This window comes from Streptomyces sp. BHT-5-2, assembly GCF_019774615.1.
Classification (GTDB): domain Bacteria; phylum Actinomycetota; class Actinomycetes; order Streptomycetales; family Streptomycetaceae; genus Streptomyces.
The window spans coordinates 2,178,800-2,203,790 of the sequence record NZ_CP081497.1 but is presented as its reverse complement, the minus strand read 5'-3'; the positions used below and the strand labels follow the sequence as shown (position 1 = coordinate 2,203,790).

At 69.6% G+C, this 24,991-nt stretch carries 21 protein-coding genes; 11 read left to right on the top strand and 10 right to left on the bottom strand.

The annotated features are described in order from the left end of the window. Nucleotides 1-302 precede the first annotated feature (302 nt). From K2224_RS37455 to K2224_RS37425, 7 genes are all read left to right on the top strand, one after another. Nucleotides 303-1,508, top strand: a complete 1,206-nt coding sequence (locus K2224_RS37455) for an AAA family ATPase (RefSeq protein WP_260693727.1) — start codon at nucleotides 303-305, stop codon at nucleotides 1,506-1,508. Between the two features lie 116 nt (nucleotides 1,509-1,624). Beyond that, the gene (locus tag K2224_RS37450; RefSeq protein WP_221911553.1) at nucleotides 1,625-3,445 is read left to right on the top strand and encodes a VWA domain-containing protein; all 1,821 of its coding nucleotides are present in this window, start codon (nucleotides 1,625-1,627) and stop codon (nucleotides 3,443-3,445) included. Between the two features lie 286 nt (nucleotides 3,446-3,731). Continuing rightward, nucleotides 3,732-4,316, top strand: a complete 585-nt coding sequence (locus K2224_RS37445) for a DUF317 domain-containing protein (RefSeq protein ID WP_221911552.1) — start codon at nucleotides 3,732-3,734, stop codon at nucleotides 4,314-4,316. A 660-nt stretch (nucleotides 4,317-4,976) separates the two neighbouring features. Further along, complete coding sequence (locus K2224_RS37440; RefSeq protein WP_221911551.1) at nucleotides 4,977-5,417, top strand: hypothetical protein; 441 nt, start codon at nucleotides 4,977-4,979, stop codon at nucleotides 5,415-5,417. A gap of 94 nt (nucleotides 5,418-5,511) precedes the next feature. Next, nucleotides 5,512-6,918 carry a VanZ family protein gene (locus K2224_RS37435; RefSeq protein ID WP_221911550.1) on the top strand — a complete coding sequence of 469 codons (1,407 nt, stop codon included), beginning with the start codon at nucleotides 5,512-5,514 and terminating at the stop codon, nucleotides 6,916-6,918. Nucleotides 6,919-7,025: 107 nt separating this feature from the next. Beyond that, on the top strand, nucleotides 7,026-7,478 hold the full coding sequence (locus K2224_RS37430; protein ID WP_239010185.1) for a hypothetical protein: 453 nt from the start codon (nucleotides 7,026-7,028) through the stop codon (nucleotides 7,476-7,478). Between the two features lie 268 nt (nucleotides 7,479-7,746). Continuing rightward, on the top strand, nucleotides 7,747-8,670 hold the full coding sequence (locus K2224_RS37425) for a serine hydrolase (RefSeq protein ID WP_221911549.1): 924 nt from the start codon (nucleotides 7,747-7,749) through the stop codon (nucleotides 8,668-8,670). A gap of 276 nt (nucleotides 8,671-8,946) precedes the next feature. On the opposite strand, the gene K2224_RS37420 is transcribed toward K2224_RS37425, so the two are convergent. From K2224_RS37420 to K2224_RS37375, 10 genes are all read right to left on the bottom strand, one after another. Continuing rightward, the gene (locus tag K2224_RS37420; RefSeq protein WP_221911548.1) at nucleotides 8,947-9,891 is read right to left on the bottom strand and encodes a helix-turn-helix domain-containing protein; all 945 of its coding nucleotides are present in this window, start codon (nucleotides 9,889-9,891) and stop codon (nucleotides 8,947-8,949) included. Nucleotides 9,892-10,269: 378 nt separating this feature from the next. Beyond that, a complete protein-coding gene (locus K2224_RS37415) occupies nucleotides 10,270-11,199 on the bottom strand; it encodes an extensin (RefSeq protein ID WP_221911547.1) in 930 nt (309 codons plus the stop codon). Then, entirely contained in the window at nucleotides 11,196-12,131 is a 936-nt protein-coding gene (locus K2224_RS37410) for an NlpC/P60 family protein (protein WP_221911546.1), read from the bottom strand. Before K2224_RS37410 ends, K2224_RS37415 begins: the two co-directional genes overlap by 4 nt. Then, nucleotides 12,128-13,120, bottom strand: a complete 993-nt coding sequence (locus K2224_RS37405) for a replication-relaxation family protein (RefSeq protein WP_221911545.1) — start codon at nucleotides 13,118-13,120, stop codon at nucleotides 12,128-12,130. Before K2224_RS37405 ends, K2224_RS37410 begins: the two co-directional genes overlap by 4 nt. 37 nt (nucleotides 13,121-13,157) lie before the next feature. Further along, nucleotides 13,158-15,563 (bottom strand): helicase HerA domain-containing protein, encoded by a 2,406-nt coding sequence (locus K2224_RS37400; protein WP_221911544.1) that lies wholly within the window; start codon nucleotides 15,561-15,563, stop codon nucleotides 13,158-13,160. Next, nucleotides 15,560-17,356 (bottom strand): VirB4 family type IV secretion system protein, encoded by a 1,797-nt coding sequence (locus tag K2224_RS37395; protein WP_260693725.1) that lies wholly within the window; start codon nucleotides 17,354-17,356, stop codon nucleotides 15,560-15,562. The genes K2224_RS37400 and K2224_RS37395 overlap by 4 nt, the downstream gene beginning before the upstream one ends. A 65-nt stretch (nucleotides 17,357-17,421) precedes the next feature. Further along, entirely contained in the window at nucleotides 17,422-18,381 is a 960-nt protein-coding gene (locus tag K2224_RS37390) for a PrgI family protein (protein WP_221911543.1), read from the bottom strand. Between the two features lie 3 nt (nucleotides 18,382-18,384). Beyond that, the gene (locus K2224_RS37385; protein ID WP_221911542.1) at nucleotides 18,385-20,028 is read right to left on the bottom strand and encodes a hypothetical protein; all 1,644 of its coding nucleotides are present in this window, start codon (nucleotides 20,026-20,028) and stop codon (nucleotides 18,385-18,387) included. A 317-nt stretch (nucleotides 20,029-20,345) separates the two neighbouring features. After that, nucleotides 20,346-20,726, bottom strand: coding sequence for a pilin (locus tag K2224_RS37380; RefSeq protein WP_039637831.1), 381 nt, complete (start codon nucleotides 20,724-20,726; stop codon nucleotides 20,346-20,348). Between the two features lie 348 nt (nucleotides 20,727-21,074). Then, on the bottom strand, nucleotides 21,075-21,887 hold the full coding sequence (locus K2224_RS37375) for a hypothetical protein (protein WP_221911541.1): 813 nt from the start codon (nucleotides 21,885-21,887) through the stop codon (nucleotides 21,075-21,077). 476 nt (nucleotides 21,888-22,363) lie between these two features. On the opposite strand from K2224_RS37375, the gene K2224_RS37370 reads away from it, so the two are divergent. The 4 genes from K2224_RS37370 (at nucleotide 22,364) to K2224_RS37355 (ending at nucleotide 24,913) form a co-directional block, all read left to right on the top strand. Continuing rightward, a complete protein-coding gene (locus tag K2224_RS37370) occupies nucleotides 22,364-22,504 on the top strand; it encodes a hypothetical protein (protein ID WP_221911540.1) in 141 nt (46 codons plus the stop codon). Between the two features lie 533 nt (nucleotides 22,505-23,037). Continuing rightward, on the top strand, nucleotides 23,038-23,718 hold the full coding sequence (locus tag K2224_RS37365) for a hypothetical protein (RefSeq protein ID WP_221911539.1): 681 nt from the start codon (nucleotides 23,038-23,040) through the stop codon (nucleotides 23,716-23,718). After that, a complete protein-coding gene (locus K2224_RS37360; RefSeq protein WP_260693723.1) occupies nucleotides 23,715-24,713 on the top strand; it encodes a TRM11 family methyltransferase in 999 nt (332 codons plus the stop codon). Before K2224_RS37365 ends, K2224_RS37360 begins: the two co-directional genes overlap by 4 nt. Continuing rightward, entirely contained in the window at nucleotides 24,710-24,913 is a 204-nt protein-coding gene (locus K2224_RS37355) for a hypothetical protein (protein WP_221911538.1), read from the top strand. The genes K2224_RS37360 and K2224_RS37355 overlap by 4 nt, the downstream gene beginning before the upstream one ends. Nucleotides 24,914-24,991 lie beyond the last annotated feature (78 nt).

Below are 24,991 nucleotides of genomic sequence, written 5' to 3'. Positions count from 1 at the left end.
GCGGAGGATATCCGCGCACGGGTGAAGTGCGGCCAAAAACAATTCCAGCGCACCACCGCCTGGCCGCCGCCGACGCCCCCACCCTCACCGACGCCTGAAAAGACGGAGAAAGCTATGTGCCATGCCTTTGACGACAACGCCCCTGTGATCCCCCGTATCCCCCGGCCCCGGCGCCCGGTCGAGCCCCAGACCCGCCCGCCGCAGCCCCCTCGGCGTCCCAGCGTGCCGCGTCAGGCGCCGCCCGCCGACAAGTAGCCGCTCTGGCCTGCCGCCTTCCGACGACCACGAGAACGGAGTCACGCATGACCACGCCGCCCCAGCCCCAAGCCGAGCCCCCGTCCCCACCTCAGACACAGTCGCACCCCGCATCCACCGCCCCTGCCACCTTGGCCGCGCCGTCGAAAGCGCGACCCGGTGAGTTGAGGGCCAGGGTCGCCAAGATCCTTGCCGATCACTCCGGTTCGCTGTTCAGCGTCACCGAACTGGCGAAGATTCTGGGACATTCGGGAGGCGCCGTCGGCAACGCCTGCGACACCCTCGTAAGCCGCGGCGAGGCGGAACGAGTGGGCTCCAAGCCCCGTATGTACCGCGCAACGCCCAAGACGGCCTCTGCCGCCCAAGCCACCCCCACAAACCCGCCCATCCCCAGTTCGCCCGTACCCGGACCACGGCCAACTACCCAGCCCCCCAAGGCCGCCCCGTCGGGCGGGAAGCCGCAGCCGATCACCCGCCCGAACGGGCAGCAGTATCACCCCAGGGCCCTGGCGCAACTGCCGGATGTCGAGGCATTGCGGAAGCTGCGGGAGGCGGGGGTTGCGGTGTTGTTGTACGGGCCGCCGGGGACGGGGAAGACCTCGCTGATCGAGGCGGCCTTTCCCGACCTGATCACGGTGGCCGGGGACGGTGACACCACGGTCGGTGACCTTGTCGGCGAATACACCCAGGACTCAAGCGGCAGCTACGAGTTCATCTACGGGCCGCTGGTCACCGCGATGCAGGAAGGGTGCGCCCTCCTCCTGGACGACGCGACCCTGATCTCCCCGAAGGTGCTGGCCGCCCTGTATCCGGCGATGGACGGACGCCGACAGATCCAGGTCAAGGCGCACAAAGGCGAGACGATCACCGCCGCCGACGGCTTCTACGTGATCGCCGGTCACAACCCGGGCGTCCACGGGGCGGTGCTGACCGAGGCCCTGGCCTCCCGGTTCAGCGTGCAGATCCAGGTCGGGTCGGACTACGACCTGGCCGCCTCCTTGAAGATCAACCGCACGGCGGTGCGCGTGGCCCGCCACCTGGCTACCGGGCAGCAGGCGGGCGAGGTCGGCTGGGCCCCGCAACTGCGCGAGTTGATCGCGTTCCAGAAGATCGCCGATGTCCTGGGCACCGAGGCCGCCTTCGCCAACCTGGTCGGTATCGCGCCCCTGGAAGACCGCGATGTGGTCGCCGAGATCGTCACCAAAGCCCTCGGCCGCCCGGTCACCGCCCTCGCACTGGGCCGCCAGCTCTAACCACCGCCGCCGGGCCCGGCCCCGCGCCGGGCCCCGCAGGCCCGCCCCTCTCCGGCCATCCCCGACACCACCCCCGCATACCCACTGTCCGGAACTTCCGAAGGGAACGACCAGCCATGGCTGCCCAGTTGCACAACCATCTCCCACCGGCCCCGCCCGCCCTGTCCGAAGCCGAATGGGCCACCGCCCGCTGGGAGGACGACGGCGGCAACTTCACCGAACCCCGCCCCACCGCGCAGCGTGCCCACTGGCTGCGGATCGCCGCCGCCCTCAGCACCCGCCTACCCGAACTCACCGGACGCGAGGACATCCTCGTCACCTGCGAACACGGCACCCGCTCCGGTGCCCCCGTCGCCTTCTACCCCACCACCGCCCAACTGGAGATCGACACCGCCCTCTTCGCACCCCTGCACCCGGCCACCATCCGCCCCGCCCGGCCCGGCGACGAAGACCGCTACCCCACCGCCTGGGGAGCCTTCGTCCACGAGGCCGCACACGCCGCCCACAGCCACTGGCACACCCCACCGGAACTGCGCGGCACCGCCCTCGATGAGGCCGGGCAAATCCTGGAGGAGTCCCGCGCCGAACTGGCGCACCTGCACCGCCGCCCCGGCGACCGCCGCTACCTCCGCGCCGCCGTCCGCACCCTGATCCTGACCGACTTCACCAGCACCACCCCCACCGACCGCTGGCAGGCCGCCCTCGCGGCCGGCCTGCTCCTCGCCCGCCGCGACGCCGGAATCCTCGACCCAGACGAAACCCACACCCTGGAACACACCATCACCGGCATCCTCGGCCCCGACCTCCTCCACACCCTCAGTGACATCTGGACCGCAGCGCACGCCACCGGTGACCGGGACGGGGCGGCGATGCTGGACCATGCCCGCGCCTGGTGCCAGGCCCTCAGCGCCGACCCCACGGGCACGCCGCCACCCCCCGCCCCGACAGGTGGCCGCGTGGGTGAGCTGGCCGAAGCCGTCGGCAAGGTGGTCAGCCAGGTCCAGGCGAACGAGGCGGCCCAGGCTGCAGCCGAAGCCAAGGTCACCGCTGCCCGCGCGGCCCGCGCACAGGCCCAGACCGACCAGGCCGCCCGGGCGCGGCAGGCGGCGCAGACTGCCGAGAAGGTCTTCAACTCCAACGGACGCCCCTTCACTCCCGGCGACTCCCGCAACGGCCGCGACCGTTCGCCGGTAACCGGAACCCGGGCACCGGAAGCAGGGGAGAAAGCGGCCGCCGGGCGACTGGCCAGGGTGCTGCGGGCTGCCGCCTACCGGGAACGCACTGCCACCGTGACCGCCTCCGTCGCCCCGCCCGGACGCCTCAACATGCGCCAAGCCCTCGCCCGGGACGCCCAACGCGCCGCAGGTGCCACCCCCACCGCAACACCCTGGACCCGCACCGTCCACCGCCCCACGCCCACCCCACCGCTGCGGGTGGGGATCGCCGTCGACGTCTCCGGCTCCATGCATCGCGCCACCGCCCCGATCGCCTCCGCCGCCTGGATCCTCGCCAAAGCCACCGCGCTGACCGACCCCGACTCCCGCAGTGCCACCGTCGCCTACGACCGTTCGGTCACCGCCATCACCGCGCCCGGACGCGCCCCCAGGACCGTCACACAGTTCGGTGTGAAGGGGAGGGGGCACTGCCTGGCCGAGGCCACCGACGCTCTGACCGCTGGACTCGGCCTTGACCGGCCCGGGGCAGGCCGCCTGCTGGTCGTCGCCTCCGACGGCTACTACAACCCCACCGAAGCCGCCCGCGCAGCCAACCGGATCACCGCCCTGCGCAAGACCGGTTGCGCGGTGCTCTGGCTCGCCTTCGCCCCCGACCCCCGGCCCCTCCCCGGCACCACCGTGGTGGAACTGACCGACCCGGCCCAGGCCATCACCGCCATCGCCAAGGCTGCCACCGCCGCCCTGGCCACCACCCGCACATGACCCGGCCACCGTGCCGCCCCGGCATCGCCCGGGGCGGCACGCACTACGGAACACCGATCCGGGCCAAACGGCCCAGCGCCGGGCAGCGCCAACTCGTTGGACCCGGTACCGCCCCGCACCACCCACCCGCCACGAAGGGATTCCCACGGTGAACTCTCACACCGACCCAAGCCCTGTCCTGATCGCCCCCCGATACCTGGCAGGCCCGGACGCCACTGCCACCAGCGCCCTCATCCAACAGCTACAGAGTGCCCAATGGCGTTGCGAATCCATCGGAGACTGCCTTGTGTTCAGTCGCCGAGAGACCGGCGGACTGCTGGAAGCTCTCCACACTCCCTCCGGCCTTCTGCCTGCACCCAGGAAAGGACGGCGGGCATCGAGCTGGGAGTTCACCGCCCGCCCCGGCCCCGGCGAAGTAGCCGCGTGGTCGGTGCGCTTCGCCCCCAAGACCCCGCCGGAACTGCCCGCCGCTCTCGCCGCAGCCCTGACCGACTCCGACGGCACAGCAGGCAGGGAACGCGACCCGCACTACCTACGGCCCGTCGGCTGGCCGGACGAGGCGACCGTACCGCTGTCGGCCGCCGGGTGGATCCGTGACCTCGCCCGGTACGAATGCGCCTGGTACGCACCCGACGAACGGGCAGTCATCGTCACCGGGACCTCCGACGAGCACGGTCACGGCGTGGCGAACTGGCTATTCGCCGCCAGCCGGCCGAACGACCACATCACCCTCTGGCACGCCACGGCCCACCCGCGTACGCCCACCCATCTGATCCGCGCCCTGTGCACCGCAATCACCGACCCCACCCCTGTGCCCCGCACACAGCGCCCAGACCAGGAGACCGGCGTCGCCACCACCATCCGTTCATAACCTGACGGGGTGTCGTCCGCTACGGCACGGACGGCACCCCACCGTGAAAGCGGGAGCTCGGGGCGGCGGAGCGGAAGATACAGGCGGTTGAGGTACCCAGGGCCGGTGGGGGTGAGTGCGGAGGCGCCGGGGTTGTGCCACCACCAGGCTATGGAGGGCATCGGCAGTGGGGTGGGGACGTGCGTGTCGCGGGGGCACCCGCACTTGGCGCGGCGCTTGGCGACTTGGCCGATGTTCCGTTCGGTAGGCGCCGGCGTGCTCGCTGAGAGGAGCGCGCGGAGTGTAGGTCAAGGATCCGCCAAGCATTCTTTGCGATTCATTGACCGAAAAGATCCAGCCGCTCACGGGCGCCCAAGGGTCAGCAGGCGTGGCCGTCAAGGCGCCCCCGGCCTCGCCTATGGACATCAATCCCCTGTCGTCACGGACCCGTTCAAAACGACCTCAAGTTGACTTAAATGCGCCAACTTGGCTGTACATCGCGCAAACCCCCTCGTAATTTCATGCCCGCCGCACCGAACGGACACTCGACCCGTTCGGGGTGGCGCCCGCAGGGGGACAGGCCACGCCTGCACGTATGCCTATCGCTGCGACGCAACGCGTACTTCCTCCATCGAACTGGCCATCCACAGCCTGGCTGTGGCGTCTGGAGACGCATCTGTGATGAACATGAAGAAGCTCATACGCGCGACCGCGATGACGGGAGTGACGCTGGTGGCGATGGGAACGTCGCCCCTCGCCCACGCGGAAAGCCCCTCCAGCACGGGCAAGGCGGTTGCCTACGCCGCCGGATGCCCGGGGGATGGGCGCATTGCCCGCAACCACACCTGTACGTCGCTGAGCAGTGGTGCCCTCTTCCACCAGAAGTTCACCAACGACAAGGCGTCTACCTCGTACAAGAAGACCGGCGGCTCGGGTATTAAGGCGCGTCTCGGCTTCAACCGGGCGGGGACCAACCACTGGAGCGGCTGGTTCAGCCAGGGCGGCGGTACGACCAAGAGCTACACGTGGAGTGGTGTCACCTACTGCTCCAGCACCGTCGGGATGTTGCAGGTGTCGGGCCAGCAGACCTACCAGACGCCGCTGGCCACCTGCACCAGCTGATCGCCGGCCGACCGCTTCCTGATCCGCTCCCGGCCGGTCCCCGGACGCCGGGAACGGACCTTTTCCCTGCTCTCCCGGATTAGGACACCGCTCCGTGTTCTCCGCCATCTTCAAAGACCAAGTGGGCTTCCTCATCGCAGCGCCCTTGGCCATCCTCGTGGTGGCCGCGGCCTGCTTCTGGCTCACTCACCACGTCGGCAGACGGCCTTGGGCCCACGCGGCGCTCGGCGCCTCGGTGACGGCCGAGCTGGCCCTCACCCTCTTCCTGCCCAGCGGGGCCGCGACAGCGGACGGCACACACACCTGCGTCATCAACCGCAATGTCGCTGAGCCGTTCGCCACCGAGCAAGGTCTGCTCAACCTGCTCCTCTTCCTGCCCATCGGCTTCTTCGGGCTGATGGCACTGCGGTCACTGCTCCCGATTCTGGCCGGAAGCATCCTGCTGTCCTTGGCCACTGAACTGCTGCAGACCCTTCTCCCGTGGGTCCACCGTGGATGTGACAGCAGCGACCTGGAAATGAACTCGCTGGGCGGAATTGCCGGCGCTTTGCTCGCCTGGGCTTTGCTACGGTTCAGACGCCGCCCGGTGGCCCCCCTGCGTCGTCATGCTCGTGCTACCGCGCTCACGTCCGCGGTGCTCCTTGGGGGCGCTGCCATCGCCTGGGCTCTTTGGATCACCCCGACGGCAGTCGACGCCACCAGCCTCCAACTCACTGGGGGCAAGGAGCAGCAGGCAGCTCAGAAAGCCATCCGGCAGGCGTTCGGTGACCGCTACACCATCAACAATGTCCAACTCCGGCCGGGAGTTGACGACGCTCCGGACACTCTGCTCGTCGCCCTGGACAGCGGTTCCGCCGAGCTGTCATGGCCCGACGCGTCTCAACTCAACGTCAGCCTGGAAAGTTCCAGTCAGACCACCTCGGCCAGCTTCCCCGTTCCCGGTGTCACCCACGCCCCGGCCGGCGAGAAGGACGCCCTTCCCATCGCCCGCCGATACGCCGAAGAGCACTACCCGAACGAGCTCCGGGATGCCAAGCCGCAGGTCTACCCCGTCGGTGAAAGGGCGGAACTCGGATGGATCGTCAGCTGGCGCCGCCGGGACAGCAACGGCGTGCTGATGCCGATGCGTCTGGATGTCCAGATCAACACCGCCGGACGCGTCTCCCAACTCCTGGTCCGCAGCGCGGACGACCCCAGGGACCTTCCCCCGGTGAAAGTCGACAAGGCATCCGCTCAGCGTGCCGCCCTCGACTCGTTGGGGCTTCCCAAGGGAGCTGACCATGTGCGAGCCATCGAAAGCGAATTGCTTGCCGTCCAGCGCGGTGGCAAGTGGCGATCACAGTGGATGACCGCCTTCGAGGCCGACGACAAGAACGTCATCCTGGAACCGGTCTATGTCGATGCCAACTCCGGGAAGGTCGATCCCCGGGCGAGCAGGAAGCAAAAGATCGACCCGCCGGACTCAGTAGAGGACGGCGCAGTGGAAACGACCATCAACTAGATATCCCGGTGTACGGGACTTCGCGACAGGCACGAAGCGAAGAAGACTCGCAGATACACAAAGGTCCTCGCGTCTGAAAAGAACGCTTGGCCCACAGGAGGTTCACCATGCGTAATTCGGTAACCAAGGCCACTCGCTCCATAGCTGTTGCTGCGCTCGCCTTGACGGCACTGGGCACCACCACAAGCGCTCACGCAGCCAGCGCCCCGTCTGCCAACGCGCCGACCCTGTATGCCGCAGGCTGCCCCGGCGACGGCAAGATCAACGGAAACACCTGCACCTCTCTGAGCAGCGGTGCCGTCTTTCACAGCAAGGTACTCGGCGCCAATGTAACGATCACGACGAGCTACAAGAAGGTCAGTGGAGGCAAGATCACAGCCCAGCTGGGCTACAGCCACCGAGGCACCTACCACTACGGCGGCACGTTCACGCAGTCTGCCGGAACCACCAAGTCCAGCTCGTGGACGTCCTACGATTCCGGCTTCCGGTGTGCTCCCACCATTGGACTGCTGAAGGTAAACGGCCAGGGTACGTTCCAGACCCCGGTTGCCAGTTGCTGACACCTCTTACCCAGAGCCCTGAACGGTAGGAACGGCTTACAGCGCGGCGGATGTCCCGGGCGATAGATCCCGGGACATCCGCACGCGGAGACGAAGCATTTTCCAGCGCATCGCAGGGCGCATGCATACTCGATGAGCTTGCATTACCCGCGAGGGGCCCTGCCCACTGGCCGTGGGCAGGGCCCCTCGCGACCATGAATCGAAAGGAACGTCCCTCTTGCCTCACCGAATATGTCCCCCTGTCGGCGGGCTGCGGCGCGCGTCAGCCGTGACAGCTCTCACCGCGGCGTTCTCTTCGATCCTCGTGGCCGCCGTCCCGGCCAGCGCAGCCACGGCGTCAGGAAACGGCCGGACAACCCCTCAGGTCGTATGCACCTCCACCAAGGCCGGTCTCGCCGACCGGCTCACCAAGGACATCAAAACCGTGGTGAACTCCCCGGGCGCAAAGGGGCACACCTCGATCGCCTTGTACGACCGCACCACCAAGACCAGCTGCACCTACGACGCCGAGCGGCAACACGACTCAGCCAGCGTCGTCAAAGTCATCGTGCTGGGCGCACTGCTGCGCCAGGCCCAGGACGAACACCGTGACCTGACCGGGGCCGAGCGCACCCTCGCCACAAAAATGATCACTGCGTCGGACAACGACGCCACCACCACCTTGTGGAAGCGGCTCGGCCTCACCCGCATCAAGGTATTCCTGCGCCTTGCAGGCATGAAGCACACCGTCCCCGACCCGGAAGGCTACTGGGGACTGACCCAGATCAACGCCGCCGACCAGCTCACGCTGACGGCCCTGTTCACCGCCACGAACCCCGTCCTCAACGACCGCTCCCGGGCCTACGCGCTGGACTTGTTGAACCGGGTGATCCCCAGTCAGCGCTGGGGCGTACCGGCCGGCGCACCGAGCGGCGCCAGGGTCCACGTCAAGAACGGCTGGCTTCAGCGCACCGGTGGCGGCTGGCGCGTCCACAGCGTCGGCGCATTCACCGGACCCGACCATGACTACGGGCTCGTGGTCCTGACCTCAGACCACGCCAGCATGCCCGCCGGCGTGACGGTGATCGAAAACCTCGCCCGCAAGATCCACGCGGACATCAACGAGACCCCCGTAAGCACAAGCCAAACCTTCCGCAGCCAGCCCCTGCTCGGCACCTCCGACGGCTCACTCGTGCCTGAGAACGACCGGTAAACCCACTACGGCTTTCGCCGGAGGCGTGAGCATGCGCCGAGCCGGTTCGCTCATGGAGGGGAACCGCAACGATGCGGGGGCCTACGGAGCCGGGCTCGTTCAACGACGTAGCCGCCAGCGCGCCGTCGCGCCTGTTGCGCGACGGCGGAAGCATCAAGCCGGCCTGCGCACCATGCGGCGCTTACCGGACTCGAATCGCCACGTGCAACGACGACGAAAGACGGGGCGCGCCCCGCATGGTGTGCGGGGCGCGCCCTGGCCGGTTTCGACGGGCGGTTAGGAAGTGGTGTCCGCCTGGGCGTGGCGGGCGAGCCGGAAGGTTCGCGGCTGGTCGGTGGCCTGTTCTGCGATGCCGAGTCCGACCAACTTGGTCAGGGCATTGGCGATGGCGCCTGAGGACTTCTCGATGACGCGGCTGATGCGGGTGGCGGTGAAAGCCTCGTCGGGGTGTGCGTGGAGGTGGTCGATGACCATCTGCCGGAGCGCTCCTGGTGCGAGCCGCCCGTCCTTGGTCGGTGCCGGTTGCGCCGGTGCCCTATGCGCCTCGGCGGCTTCGCTCGACACGGGGGCGTTGTCATCCCCGCTCTGTGGGCCGTCTTCCTGGCTGTTGTTGCCGTCGGGCTGCTCGGTGCCCTGGGACGCCTCTACGTGAGGGGTGTCGGCTTCCGGCTCGGCGCTGGGGTCGGTGTTGTCGGCGGCCGACGTATCGGGGGCGTCGGGCGGGGTGTCCGTGGGCAGGTCGGTGTCGTCCGTGATGGTGGGGTTGGGGATGTCGGGGGCAGGGGCTGCGGCGGTGCTGGACATCCTGTCCTCGGACGTTTCCTCATCGCCTTCTACGTCGTCGTCGACGCGTTCCGCGGAATCGGTGGGAGTGCTTTCCGGCTGCGTGTCGGTGTGCTGTGGGTCGTGTTCTGGCGTGTTGGTGGTCTCGGAGGTGGGCGTCGGAGGTACGGGGTGCCAGAGGTCGGGCATGCGGCGGGGGCCATCGTGGCCGCCGGGGGTGCGGGCGGCGAGGCCGCGCTTCTCCAGGGTGGTTACGGCGCGTCCGGCGGTGGAGTGGCCGATGCCTGCGGCGTGGGCAAGTTCGGCGACGGTGACGGGTTCGGTCCGGCCGATCAGTTCGGTGTAGACAGCGGCGGCTGCGCCGGTCAGGCCCGTGGGCGGTTCCGGGGCGGAGGCGTTGTCTGGGGTGGGTGTGGTGTCGGGGTTGGTGTCGGACATGTTGGGGTCCTCGATTCCGAGTGCAGTGTGGGTGGTTGAGGTCCCCGGCCGGGGTGCGGCGCTGCGTTGGCGGGCCGCGGTGTTCGCCGGCGCGTGCGCGGCGCGTTCATCCGGGCGAACGTGGCTGTGACGAGGGCGAGTTCACGCTTGGGGAACCCACTGGGCTCTTGTCGGCCACGACCATGGACGCTCGCCCCGGGCGGGAAGTCAAGCGAGGCATTACGCGGGGTTGTTCCCGGTTGCGTGTGTGGGGGCATGGCTCCCGGGCGGTACGGGGCTTGCGCGGTGGGCCGGTGCGGGGGCGGTGGGTTTGGGGAGCGGTCGGTCGGGCGGTCGGTGTCTGGTCGGTGTGGTCGGTCGGAGGGGGCGGAGCGGAGTTCATTCGATCGGGGGTGGTCGGTCGGTGTTGTGGTTGTGGAGTTGGTGGTGGATGCGGCGGGCGCGGTTGGAGCCGAGGTGTAGCTCGTTTCGGAGTCGCCAGATGCTTGCGGGCTGGCCGGTGATAGCCCGGGTGGTCTTGTCCAGGGCGAGGGCGTGCGGCCATAGGTCGGCGTCTGCCGCCCGGATCCCGGATGGTGGGCGGTCGGGGTCGGGACGTGGGCTGTGGGCTGCGTCGTTGGCCGCATTTGGCCTGGTGGGGGCTGGGTTGGTGATGCCGGGGTGGGCGGTTTGGACACAGGGCGGGGTGGGGGCGGATGTGGTCTGTGGTGGGGAGTCGATGGGCAGCGCGGCGTCGGTGGTCGGTTCGCGGTCGGTGCGCTCGGTGGCCGATCGGGGGGCAGGGGCTGTGCGGGGATGTGCTGGGGCGGTCGGGCCGGGCAGGTCGGTCGGTTCGGTCGGCCTGGTCTGGTCGGTGGGGGTGGTCTGGTCGAGGAGGGCGGTGATCGTGCGGCGGTAGGCGGCGATGGTCTCGGTCAGGGCGATGAGGAGGAGGGCGGGGGTGAGGTGGAGGAGGACTGCTGCGGGGTCGGCGTGGTGGGGCCAGCCGATCTGTCCGTCGGGCCACAGGCTTTGCCAGGTGTTTATGAGGGCGGCGGTGGAGCCTGCGCTCCAGCGCAAGGTGGTGGACCAGGCGGGTGGGGTGATGCCCCAGGCGGCGAGGCGTGCGTCGACGTAGAGGACGCCGGCGAGGGCGGTGCCGATTATGGGGTCGAGGAGGACGGCGATGGGGAGGGGGACGTCGCGGCTGGTGGCGAATCGGGTGACGTTGACCGTGGTGAAGACCAGCGCCAGGACGCCGACGACGCACAGGACCCGTGTCATGGTGCGCAGGAGGCTGACGGCTTCGCGGGCTTCGACCTGCTTCACCCGTTGCCTCCGTGGGGCGTGGGCCTTGTCGCACCCTGGAAGGACGAGGCGCTGGTGCGCGCGGGCCCCTGACGGACGACGGCTCCGGGGTGCGGTGCGTCGATCGCCCGTCCGGCGCCGACGTAGAGCGCCACGTGGGTGATGCGGTGTGGGCTGGGTCCGAAGAACAGCAAGTCACCGGGGGCCAGTTGGGTGCCCTTGGGGAGTTGGGGGCCGGTGTCGTATTGGGATTGTGCGACGCGAGGGAGGCGGATGCCTGCGGCATGGTAGGCGGCTTGGGTGAGGCCGGAGCAGTCGAAGCCGCCGTCGGAGGGCCCGTCGCCGCCCCATACATAGGGGACGCCGAGCTGGGCGCGGGCGAAGGCAACCGCCTTGGCCACAGCACTTGTTGGGAGTGGTGCGATGGCTGTGTACCTGCGGGCGGTGGTGAGGACTTGGCTCACGTAGGTGTGGGAGTGGTTGTACGCGTAGAGGGCTGCCTGGAGGTTTCTGCCGCCTCGGGCGCCGTTGGCGCACAGCAGGCGGGCCGCGGCGTACACCGCGTCGACCGGGTCCCAGGGCGTCGGTGGCCGCTTGCCTCCAGGGGGTACGGGGTGCGCGTATGCCTGGAAGGTGGACGGCAAGAACTGCATCGGCCCGACGGCAGCTGCGGTAGAGACCATGGTGGGGTGGCGGGCATGGTCGGTCTCGGTCTTGCCGATGGCGGCCAAGACTGTCCAGGACAGGCCGGGGCAGGCGAGGGCCGCGCGTTGGTAGAGGGCGAGTATGCGGGGCGGGATGTCGTTGATCGCCTGCCTGCTCGCAGTGGCCGCCGTGCTGCTGTCTGAGGTCATGCCGCCGAAGGCCGCGGCGAGAGTGACGGCGGCGAGCAGAGGCAGGCACAGCACGGCGCAGCCGATGCCGGCGACCGCCTTTCCCAGGAGGGAGCTCACGTCTGAGCCTCGGGTCGGACGGCGGGTGGGAGTGGGGGAACGGGGAGGGTGAGGGTGGTGTCGGCATCGGTGGGTTCCAGGCCAGAGGCGGGGCTGAGGTCGGGCCACTGGGCGGCGAGATCGGTGAGGGTGGTGCGGCGGGTGCCGGGCCCGAGGGGTGCCCACCACGGCCCCCAGGGGCTGGTTGTGGTGAAGTCCGCGGAGGACATTGCCACGTTCAGGCCCAGTTCGCGGGCGGTGTCGGCCAGGCGGTGGCGGAGGGCTTGGTCGCGGGATTGGGTGCGGGTGTGGATGAGGAGGGCGGGGCGGGTGCTGGTTGTCGTGGTGAAGGCGGCGTAGCCGGGGAGTTTGGCTTCGACACGGGCGAGGGATTGGCTGCCGGTGTCGTATTCGAGGAAGAACGGCAGCAGGTGGTCGCCGTCGCGGTAGTGGGCGTAGGCGTCGGGGCGGATCAGGTCGCCCCAGCGGCGGGCCGCGGAGCGTTCGGACAGCCACAGGCGAAGCCCGGTGTCAGGGGTGGTGTGGGTGCGGGCTGTGAGGTGGGTGAGGAGGTCGTTGACGCCGAGGTCGTGGCCCAGGGATGGGGAGTAGGCGATGCGGCCGGTGTGGGTGGGGCGCCATCCGAGGGCTGCGGTGTCCAGGCCGGCGTGGGCGGCGAGCAGGGCGGCTCCGAGGGGGCCGAGGGTGTAGTGCTCGGGTGCCGAGCCGGTCTGTGTCAGCGGGCGGAAGGAGTCCAGGACAGCGTGCTGGTGAAGGGTACGCAGGCGCCGTTGGGCGGAACGCAGTGAGGTGTGAGCGAGGCGGGCGATCTGGGGTGTGGTGAAGACGCGGTGCTCGTGGAGCATACGTGTCAGCCAGAGGTCGCGGGTGGTGAGGCGGTGGGCGAGCGTGGCGACGTCGGTGTGCTGGGTGGGGCGGTGTCGGGTGGTTGCGGCGCGGGCGGTGTAGCGGGAGCCGGGGCCGGAGGCAGGACGAGGCAGGGAGGGCATGGCAATCACCAACCAGGTTCACTTCAAGGGGGGCGGGTCAGGGACGGGTGGCCGGGCGGGGTCCATTGCGGCCGGCGGCTGCCGCGCGGAGGTCCACGGCACGGCCAGGAATCGGGGGTGGCAGCGGGCGGGTGGTGAGGGTGAAGGCGCCGGTTTCCGCACCGCCGACAAGGAGGTGGGCGGCAGCCTGGTAGGGGCCGAGATGGGCCAGATCGTGAGCGGCCAGTGCGGGGAGGGTATGGCGTTCCAGGGTGTTTGCGTCTCCGGGTGAGGTGTTGAAGAAGACTTTGTTGCGGGCGTTGGCGGAGATGCCTTCGCGCAGGTCGCGTGGGAGCTGGGCGAGGTGCTGGTGGGCCAGGAGCATCGACAGGCGGTAGCCGCGGGCCTCGGCGAGCATGTCCTCCAGCGGATACGGGAGGGTGAGGAAATTCTGTGCCTCATCGATGCTCAAGGTGGCGTCGATCCGCTGGCGTTCGGGCGTGCGGGCGCGGGCGGCCGCGGCCTGCCAGGCACCGGCAACGATGAAGGAGCCCAGTAGCCGGGCGGTCTCTTCGCCGAGGGCTCCTTTGGGGAGGCGGGCCAGCAGGATGCCCCCGTCGAGGACCTGGGTGAGGTCGAAGGTGGAGGGGCCGGCGGCGATGGCGCGGCGGGCGAAGTCGCGCAGGAGGAAGGCACGGAGCTTGTTCATGACCGGTGCGACCACGGCGGCTCGGGAGGGTTCGGACATCGACTCGTACCAGGCCCAGAAGCCACGCAGGACCGGGTCTTTGAGGGTGGGGACGATGCGCAGTCGGTAGGCGGATTCGCCGAGCAGGCGGGGGATGTCGGCGAGGGTGACCAGTTGGTGGGTGTGGTTGCGGTGTTTGAGGAGGGTCAGGCAGGCGGCGCGCATCACGTCGTCGGTGCGCGGTCCCCAGAAGGCGGTGAAGATCCGGCGGAAGATGCCGGTGATGTTGTCCACGACGACATCGATGTCCGTGCCGTCCAGAACGTTCAGGCACGGCGGTCTGTGCGCGTCGTCGGGGTCGACGAGGACCAGGCGGTCGGCACAGGTGTCCGGGAGGCGGTCGAGCAGGTCGGTGACCAGGTCGCCTTTGGGGTCGATGACGATGACGCCGCGGTGGTGGCGGACGTCGTCAAGGACGAGATTGGCGATCAGGGTGGACTTGCCTGAGCCGGTCGCGCCCATGACGTGCAGGTGATGGCGGACGTCGGCGACCGCGAGACCGACGCTGCGGCATGCGCCGGTGTCGGCGCGGCCCAAGGGCTTGACCCCAGCTCCTGGTGTGGGTTCGGGGACCTGCGGTGGCGGGAGGACGGAACGGGCGCCGGCCCGTCGTAGGCCGGGCGCGTCGGGGTCGGAGGGGAGGTGTGCCAGGGTGGCGAGTTCCGGGACGGACAGCAGGGCGGTGCGGAAGGGGAAGTGCCTTGAGCTCAGGTGTGGTTCGGGGCGACGGAGGCGGGTGCGGGCGAGGTAGTTGCGGTCGGCGAACAGTCCGAAGGCGGAGGCCAGCGCGTGGGCTCGGCCCCTTGAGACATCATCGGCGCGCTCTTGCTCGGTGGAGCAGGTGGCGGCATAGGTGAGGGCGCATTGCCACTGGGAGCCGGAGAGTTTCGCGGCGGACTGCCTTACCGCGGTGCCGTGTTCGGGGTCCAGCTTGCCGGTGGCGGACGGCTGGGCACGGTGCAAGAGGAGCGCAGTCAGGGCGGGTAGGCGGGCGGCGGTGTGGCCGGCTTTGAGGTGGCGTGCCTGGCGTCGGGCGCGGCGCAGCGCGCTGCCGGTGGCCGGCCGGGCCAGGATTTGTACGCAGGCGGACTCCGCCTCGGCCATACCGGTGGCGGCCTGCAGCAGTGCGCGCAGAGGGTCGGTGGGGTGGTCGGTGCGTAGCGGCAGGACATCAGGACGACCCGTCCGCAGGCGTCCCGCACTGACGGTGTGACCGTGCGGAAGCAGAGGCGAGGGTTCGGTGAGGCGGGTGTGGGCGCCGGGCCAGGCGGCCTCCACTGCACGGCGTACCAGCCCCAACGGAACTGTGCCGGAGACCCACAGGCTGATGTGCATTCCGGTGTGGGACCAGGTGTATTCGAAGGCCAGGTGGGGCTGGCCGGTGGACAGGCGGCGCCACCATGGGCGTAGGAGGCCGGAGAGCTGGGCCCATAGGACCTCGCCGCCCTTGGGGGTGACGTGGGGCGGGGCGAGGATTTCCACGCAGCGGGCATTGTGGGCAAGGTGGTGTTGGCGCCACCGGTGCAGTCGGCGGCGCACCACGTAGCCACCGGTCACTACGACGACAGCGCACGGGAGGAGAAGAGGCGCATATCTTTCGAGCGAGTTGGCGGCTCCGTGGCCGAGGTGTGTCCAGAAGCTGCTCGGGTTGGTGAGGAAGTCCACCAGCGGACCGTCCGGACGGTTCACGGCGAGAAAGAAGTCGTACGCAGTCACGGCGTCCCCTCCCTGTGGCCAGTCCCGGGGAGCTCGCACTCGTCGGGGTCATCGACCTCGGTGACTTCGTCACGTTGCTGGAGGGTGAGCTCACTCGGATCTGTCGTGATCACCTCGTGTTCGCCAGGTGCGGCGATGCTTGCGAGGGCGACTTTGTGGCGACGGTCCCCGGTCAGCAGCAGCGCCTCTCCTCGCGAGGCGGAGAGGAGGAACTCTCGTTCGCCGTGGCAGAGGTGGAAGTTTTCGCTGATGGTGTCGATGGCCTGTGGGGCTTGGCGGAGCAGGATTTGGGTGGCGGCGTTGGAGACGATGGCGCGCCCAAGCGGTGAGGCGAGGACGTCGTCGGCGTCCTGGGTGACCACTGCCAGTCCGGTCCAGTACTTGCGGGCGGCTTTGGCCATGTGGAACAGGAAGCGGGCGCCGGCTCCGTCGCGCATCAGCAGCCATGCCTCGTCCACCACGACCAGGTGGCGGCCGGCGCCCGGGCGGGAGGTGACCTGCCGCCAGATGGCGTCGAGCGCGAGCAGCATCGCGGGGGCCTTGACCTCGTCCGGCAGATGGCGGAGTGCGAAGACGACCAGGTGCCCGGTGGTGGCGGCGGTGCTGGGGCCGTTGAACAGGCGGGCGTGCGATCCGGTGGTATAGGGGGCCAGCCGGTCGCCGAGGTCCGTGGCAACCTCGCTGCCGTCCTCTTTCAGAACGACGACCAGGTCGGCGAGCGTGGGCGGGGTGCGCCGCCAGGTACGGGGGTCCGCGGTGATCCCCACGCGGGTGTATGTGCCGAGGATCGCCCGGTCCATCACCGCTTTCTCGGCCGCGGTCAGGTCCGTGCCGAGGAGGACAGCAAGGAAGGTGTGCAGGAACAACACGCGCCGCGTCAAGACGTCTTCGCCCTCAGAAGCGGAGGTCGGAAGGTCGAAAGGGTTGAGGCACACGCCGTTGGAACCGAGTCCGACCACGTGTCCGCCGACGGTTTCGGCGAGGCGGACGTACTCGTCCTCCGGGTCGATCACTGAGGCAGTGACACCGGTGAACAGCAGCCGCAGCAGCTCCAGTTTGGTCAGGTAGGACTTGCCGGCTCCGGAGCGGGCCAGGCAGATGGAGTTGTAGTTGTCCTGCGCGAAGCGGTCCCACAGCACCGGAGCGCCGGAGACCACGTTCAGGCCGTACAGGACACCTGCTGCCTGGCCGTCCGTGGTGGTGGGTGTGGGGAGGTCGGGACTGGTGAAGGGGAAGCATGTGGCGAGGGCGGCGGTGTCGAAGGTGCGGCGGATCTTGAGGGTGTCGAGGCCGAGCGGGAGGGTGGCCAGCCAGCCGGGCAGGGCCCGGTAGGTGGTCGGGGCCACCGTCATGAGTAGGGACTCGGCGGTGGCGCGGACGGCAGCGGCTTGGTCGGCGAGGGTGTCCTCGTCGGGGGCGTGGACGGTGAGGTAGAGGGCGACGTGGAAGAGTTTTCCTTCGCCGCGGGCGATGCGGTAGGCCAGTTCCGCGGCGTCTGCGGCGGCGGCCTCCACCTCGGGGTCGTCGAGGTGTCCCTTGGTGAAGCCGGTGCGACGGCCGGATTCGAGGCGGGCGCGTTGTTTCTTCAGGCCAGCGGCGGCTACCGGGTTGGGGACAGGTTCGATGTGCAGGGCGATGTCGAGGTGGCCGGGGAAGTTCAACAGCGGGGCGAGCCAGCCGGGGGTGACCTCGGCCGGGTAACCGGTGACGACCATCGTGGTGACTACATGGGCGCCGACGGCGAGGGTGCGGGCATGAACCTCGAGGGATTCGGGGCCGGACACGTCGAGCAACTCTTTGACACTCGCTCCCTGCGATGGCGTGTGCCGATGGGGGCGGCCATGGAGAAGTCGAGGCATCACACGTCACCTTCCAGTCGGTCGTCGGTCCGGGTGGGGGTGTTGGGGTTGCAGGCTGCGCTCAACAGCTCGGCGCTGCGCTGACTGTCCATGGCCGTGACGTTGATCTCGGCCGGCGCAAGGGCCCGGGCCGCCTCCTCCAGACGCTGCAGCGCCCGCCCCTCCCTCCCACTGCGCCGCCGGCTCTCGCCCGCTGGGGTTTCCTCGCGGGCGATCAGCAGGGTCTGCCGGCCCAGAAGGTCGCGGCTCAACGCCAACTCGGAGAGAAAATCGGCATGGTCGCGGGCAGCTCGCTCCAGGGCGGGATGGGGCAGCGCGGCGGCATGATGCTGCAGGTTGTCGACGAGTGATGCGAGGTCGATGCGATGGCAGCGCACCAGCAGCTGGGTCGAGCCGGTCAGGGAATTGAGCCAACGGGCGAACGCCGCACTCAAGCCCTGTTGTTCGGCGGCCGATCGCAACTCAAAGTTGACCGTCGAACACTCCGCCACAGCCGCCTTCCCGCCGCTGCCCAGATCGAGCACGCCGCCTGCGGCGATGCCGTCGTAGGGCATGCGCATCGCGGCGACAGACGGCCCTGCGCTTTTCGCCCAGCGGGCGGGGACGATGTCCGGCAGTGGCGGAACGCCTTCGGGGGCGTGCACACGGCGCTTGGGCGTACGGGCATGGGTGAGCGCGGCGAGCAGGAAACGATCGAGGCCGATGCCCTCCCGCCGGCCGAGGGCGAGCGCGGCCGACGCCCCTGCAATCGGGACCACCAGGGCCGCGTAGGCGAGCGGTGCCATGAAGGGGCGGGTGGCCCACCAGCCGCCGTACACGACCACCGCCGCGACGGCGAGGGTTGCGGTCTGTCGGGCGGTGAACGGGCCCAGGATTCGGTCGGGGCGGGAAATGTCGGCAGGGATTCGCGTGGCACATGGGGTGTATGGGGCGTCCGTGGGGTCGTCGGGTCCTGCCATGGATTACCTCCTGGGTGGTTCGAGAGGGAGTCGCAGTTGCATGGGGCGCGAAGGCCGTAGGCGCATGGGTTCGGTGGGGTTGGGGTGGGTCGGTTGCCTGGTGGGCGGGGGTGGCGTCGTGGTGGAGCCGGGGCGTGGGGGTGGGGATGTCCGGTTCGGCCGGGGCTGTGGGGGCGTGGGGTTGTGTTCGGTGCGGATCGGCAGTGGTGTCTGGGTGGGTCGGGATGGCCGGGGCGGGGTGTGCTCGGCGGGTACGGGCACGGTGAGCTGCTGGCGTCGGCGGGCCGCGGCGGGGTGGAGCACGGTTCGAGGGGCGTTGGAGGCGCGGGTGAAGGGAGCGGCACGCGGACCAGGGCGCCGGGGAGCCTGGCCGAGGGGGAAACGTCTGGGCGCTGGGCCGGGAGTCGTAGTGACCGTGGGCGTCGTGCTCCCGGTGCCGGAGGGCGCCGTCCGATGTGCTCCTCCTGCCGCAGGAGAACCGGCTGCGCCCTGGCTGGCAGAAGGGCTGGGCAGGTCAGCTGGCCGACTGGCACGACTCCGAGAGCCTCCGCCGTGTCCAGGTCCAGGAGCCGGCGGCCGACTGCCGCCCCCTCCGCCGCCACCCGGCCCGCCGGGCCTGCCTCCCGGCCCACCACGCCCTTGCCCAAACCCACCTCCCCCGCTGCCGCCTGCGCCGCCGTTGTGGCGGCGCAACAGACGAGTTGCGGGCAGGTAATGGCCCATGAGCCGGTACAGCGCCAGATGCTTCAGCACACGCACAGCAGCAGGAGCGTGCGGTTGGTGAACCGGCGTGCCCCGCAGAACAACCTGCAGTGCCCAGCCGGGAATCTTGAACAGCACCCAGAACAACCCCAATCCGGCCAGCAACGTGCCCAGCTGGTCGGACTTCGGGATGCCCAGCGTCGAGGCTCCGGGGGCGAAGAACAGCTTGAGGGCCAGGACGAACGTGACCGACTGGGCGATTTGGATGATCAGGCAGCCGGCCAGGGCCCGCCACCACAGCCGGGCGACGGGATCGGTTACAGGGTGGGCGTGGCATGCCAGGGCCAGGGGTGCGCAGACAGCGAGTAGCGCCATCACCGCGACCCGCACCATAAAGCCGATCATCACCGCCAGGACCAGCGCGATCATTGCGATGGCCAGCAGGATCAGGTAGAGCTTCAGCCCGGCCGCGCCGAAGAGGGCGAAGGGCAGGACGCGTTCGACCATGCCCTGCCCTGCGTCCGCGAGGTCGGTGGCCATGATCGCGTGGGCGAGGGCGTTGGCCAGGCCGATGGCCTTGCCCATCACCGTCAGGGAGGTGGCTGCCGCGGCCATTCCCACCAGCAGGCGGGGCAGGATCTGTTTGAGGGCGTAGCGGGACTGGATGGTCTCGTAGCCCATGACCGTGATGCCACCCGCCGTCACGAACAGGACGTAGATTCCGGCAGTGATCCCCAGCATGGCCTTCCACAGCCGCTTGATGTCGGCGTGCTTTGTGACATCAGGGGTTGCCAGCAGGGTGTCGGCGAGGAACTCGCGCAGCGGCTTCATGATCTGCTCGATCAGCGTGCCCAGGAACGAGGTGATCGCGCCCGTGATCATGCCGGGGATGTCAGTGAGGGCATCCCAGCCCGAGGAGGTGTCCTTGACGCACTCCTTGCCCATCGCCTCACACGCCGGAGGCGTAGGCCCAGGAGCCGGCTCCGCAGACGGTGACGGGGACGGTTGTGGCGAGGGGCGGCCTGGAGCGGGCGTCGGCCCGGGGGCAGGAGCGGGCCGCGGTGATGCAGGTGGCTCGGGTTGGGAGGGGGTGGGGCCTGGCGCGGGCTGAGGTTCAGGCCGCGGCGGCTCCGGGGCTTCCGGCGCCTGCGCCACTGCGTGTACCGCCTGCGCGGAGGCAGGCAGGGCAGAGAGCGGCCCCAGGACGAGGACGGCCACGCCGGCGAGCATGAGCACGGCGCGCAGGAAGTGTCTGGCGGGGATCACTGCCCGCCTCCGCCGCCCACGCCGACGATGCTTTGGAGCACCGTGACCAGGGCCGGGGCCAGGACCGCCAGTCCGTAGCCGATCGCGGCGGCCTTCAACGCCCTCTTCGCGGCCTCGACTTCCCCCGGATCGCCGCCGGCCATCAGATAACGCAGTCCACCGAAGGTCAGAAACAGCGTGGCGAGGCCGGCGAGGATGCCGATGATCCAGTTCCGTAGATTCGAGATCACCGTCGGGATGGTCGCGACCGCCCACCCCTGCGACACATCCGCCAGCAGCACCAGCGACACAAGCACGGTGATGAAACCGAACCGGGCCGACCACCGGCCCACCCGGCACATCAGCCGTCGGCGCGGCCGGCGGATCGTTGCGAACATCACGGACGCCTCCAACGGCAGCGGGGAAACGGGAAAACTCACAACAGGCCAGCGGCGCACGTCACACCGCCGTGTACGACGCCGCGCGGTGGGGCGAACACGAATCCCTCTGCCCGGGGCCGTCCTCCTTCAAGGAGCGGCGGGAAGGGGGCTCGGGTGTCAGCACGAGACGGACGTGCTCACCCCACCAGCGGCAACAGGACCGTCAGCACAACCGTGACGGTGCCTGGCTGAGTGCCACCGCCACATCCATGGCGCGGATCCGGCGGTGACTTGCTCACTTGTAAAAGAGACTCAGGGCAGCGAAATTGACATCCGCCGCCGGAAAAGTCTCCGAACAGCCGACAGTCACCCCTCGCGCAACTGGTGGCGCAGATACGCGGCCAGATGCTGCTCGGCCGCAGCACGGTGACGGTAGAGCTGACGGCAACTCACCCCGCGCTCCTCTGCGAGGCGTTGCATCGGCTCACCCTCCAGACGGGTACGGGCAATCAGCTGCGCCTCGGCGATGTTCACCACACGCGCCCTGACCGCGAGGGCAAGCACCGAGTACTCGTCCTCCGCCTCGCCTCTTCCGGCTTCCAGTGCCCTCAAGTCCGGCGATGCGGCATGGCCAAGGCGGCTCGCGCTCGCCTCCTGCGGCCCGGTTTCGCGCTGGGTGCGGCGGCGTGCGGCGTACTCCAGGCGATGCACCGCCCGGTCAGCCGCGGCGAACAACTCCCACCCCACACCAGTGCCATCAACGTCCACGGCATACAGGGCGGCGGTCACCGCAGCGAGCGCCTCCTGCTCCAGCTCCGCACGCTCCAGGTGATCACAGCGCCCCAGGCGGGCCAACATCCGGTGCAGCACCGGCACGGTCATGCCCAGAGCCACCGTGTCCCAGGGCGCACCGAGCCGCCGGGCGCGGCGGACCACTTCACGCCAGGCCCGCTCATGCAGCACCGTCGAGGTACCGGGGTGGGCAAGACGAGTGCGGACCTGATCGACGGGCAGCACGGACTGCTCCGGCTCCTCGCACACCAGGTACGCCGGCAGCATCAGCGGCTCGGCCGCCGCGGCGAGGGCAAGGAAGGACTCCTCCAGCGCCTGCAGCGGCGAAAGGCCGCCGGGACGCGGGCAAGTGGAGTGGCGACAGGAGGGACGGGAGAGGGGGTGCATCTGAGCTCCTTGTGGGAGTGGCGGACAACATCTGCCGCCACCCCTGTCACCGCCCCGTGCCACCAACGGTCCACCCGCGCACCACCCCCGCGCCACAGCCGAGCCACTGGCCCGGGCTGTGCGATACCCCGCCGCTGGCCCGCCCCGATGACCAGCATCGCGCCTGCACCTTCACGGCCTGGAATCGAACAAAAGATATTTCCCTGCCGGACCGGTTGCCCCCCTGCGCCCCCGCGTTGTGGCCCGGCACTGGCTCACCACTGGCTCGCTGGACCACGTGCTTCGGAATACGTATGAACGCGCCAGGGATGAACCACAGCTGAGGCTTGGGGCCACTCCGAGTGGAAGCCAGTACTCCCACCACGGCACATTGGCCTGATGCACTGACGGCTGCGGATCGCCGTCGCCGGCCGCGGCCGGGACTCCGTAGGAGACTCGGTGGCTGGTCTTTTGCGGGCACGACGGGAATCGGCCGCATGCGGGATGGGCTGACAGCAGATCAGGTCATGGACGGCTTCGTCCGTCTTCCCGAAGCGTCGCCGCGTTCGCTGGCGGAGCAGTGCCGGGCGTTCCTGTGGCGCGAGACCGGGCTCGCCCCGGACGCCCCGACCACCTGAGCTGAGCCCTCAGTCCTCAGGCTCGGAGGCTACGCGGCCGAGCCGTTCCCGCGGGCAGCCACCACCACGCGCCTGCACGGCGCCTTCGACCAACTCGTCAGCCCGAGCCTGTGGGCACCACACGTCGATCGGGACGCACCTTCCCCATCCGCTTCCCGCACCCAGACGCCCCGGACGACGCCGGCTGGCGCATGGACACCAGCTACACCTGAAGAGGAAGCGGGATAATCGCCGTTGCGCCATTTGATATCGAACACAAGAAAATCCTTCGTGCTGTCCCACCCCGGCTGTCGGGTGGCCCGGAGGGGTGGCTCGGCACTGGCTCGCCGGTGGCTCGGCACTGGCTCGTTGCGCATCTGAACTGGGCAAATGCCACCAGATGATCGCTCGGGTCCATGACGGCACGGGCAGACTGCTGCCGCAGCCGCGAATCGAACATTCCTGCCGTGGATGACAATTCCGGCCCGTCGTTTCTCTTTACTTCACGTCAGCACCAGACGGATTCGATCCCACTTCCCGGGCGCCACTCACCGATGCGCACCACTTCGCCCCGCACCCCGCACACCCCCCGGCCTCGCGCCACCCGCCCCTTGCCGACCACCATCTGGCTCCCCGCCCCCGACCAGCCGCACGCCGCACCTACCCCCGGCACCGTCCTTCCCGACTGGGCCATCGAGCGGGCCCGGACCGTGTTCACCACCCGGGCCGATCAACGGCCCGCGCCCCTGCTGAAGATCTCCGTACGAGACACCGAGCCGGGCATGGACACCCGCACCCCCGTCCTCACCTACACCGACGGCGCCCCCAGCAGACTCTCGCTACTGCTGGCCGAACTCCACCCCGACGCCCTCCCGACCCCCACCAACGCCCCGACATGCGGCGGCGCGAGCGAGATGCCCGGCGCAATGGAGGACGGCTGGCCCGGGTTCTTCTACCGCGCGCACCGGCTCCTGCCCGCCGACGGACTGCTGTTGCTGGCCACCCGTCAGCGCCGGGACGAGGGCATCCTCACCGACCCGCTCGGCTCCCTCATCGCCTGCGCCCGCACCGCCGGCTTCCGCTACCTCCAGCACGTCATCGTCGCGCACGCCCACCCCGCCGACGACCGCCTCATCCCCACCCCACCCACCGACGCCAGCCCCGGGGTGGCCCATAGCGACCTGATCGCCCTCAGCGCCATCCACCACACCGGAGCTGAAGGAGCCCGCTCATGACGTACCCCTTCTCGGTGTGGAACACCGCCCCCACCTCGGCCCCCGCCCAGCGCAAAGGCCGCTACGTTGCCGGCTCGGCGGCGCACCCGGCCAAGATGCACCCCGGCATCGCCGCCCACGCCATCCGCACCTACACGCAACCCGGTGATCTGGTCCTGGACCCGATGTGCGGCATCGGCACCACCCTCGTCGAAGCCCTCCACCTCGGCCGCAACGCCCTCGGCATCGAATACGAACCCAAGTGGGCCACCCTCGCCTCCCTCAACACCCGCACCGCCGCACAAGAAAGCGGCACGGGCACCGGCATCGTCCGCTGCGGCGACGCCCGCCACCTCGCCGACCTCGCTCCCGCCGATGCTCGCGGCGAGGTGGATCTCGTGGTCACCTCACCTCCCTACGGTCCCAGCGTCCACGGGCAGGTGCGCTCCTCTCGGGAGACCGGCGAACCGGGGGTGGTCAAGAAGGACTTCCGCTACGGCCACGACCGGGCCAATCTCGCTCATGTCTCCACCGCCCACCTCTTGGAGGCGTTCACCGAGATCCTCGCCCAGTGCCGCACCATGCTCCGCCCGGGTGGGAGGGTCGTGGTGACCACCCGGCCCTGGCGTGAACGCGGCGAACTCATCGACTTGCCTTCCGCTGTCCTTGCCGCCGGCAAGGCCGCCGGCCTCACCCCGTCCGAACGGTGCGTTGCCCTCCTCGCCGGTATCCGCCACGGTCACCTGGTCTCCCGCCCGTCGTTCTTCCAGATGAAGAATGTCCGCGACGCGCGCCGACAAGGCATCCCGCTCTCAGTGGTGCAGCACGAGGACGTTTTGCTGTTCACCCGCTCCCGAAGAGGCGACGGGATGCTGTGTTCCAAGAGCCGCACGCCGGCCTCTGCAGCCGGCTTCCGCTCCCGCACGTGCGCCCCGAGAAGCCAGCCCGGTGCCACCGAGGGTCCTAGAGGCGGATCCGTGTCGTCGACTGTCCTATGGCGGCAGGGTGAGCGATGACGGCGAACCCGTCACACAACGCGATGCCCGCCGAGACCACGCGGCGGACACCTCCTGCGGCCGCGGCTCCCGAGCTGACGGTACGCCTGCCCGAAGAGCCCCCGCACCTCACCGAGACGGCGGCAGCAGCCCTGCTGCGCTTCGTCCGTGACGAGTACCACCGGCTGATGGACACACCACCGGTCCACACCAACCCGTAAGAAGCGTGGGCGCGGCGGACGACTGGCCCTCTTCGCAGAGCAGGAGGTACCACTAACCGCCGTCATCCGCCGTGCCCG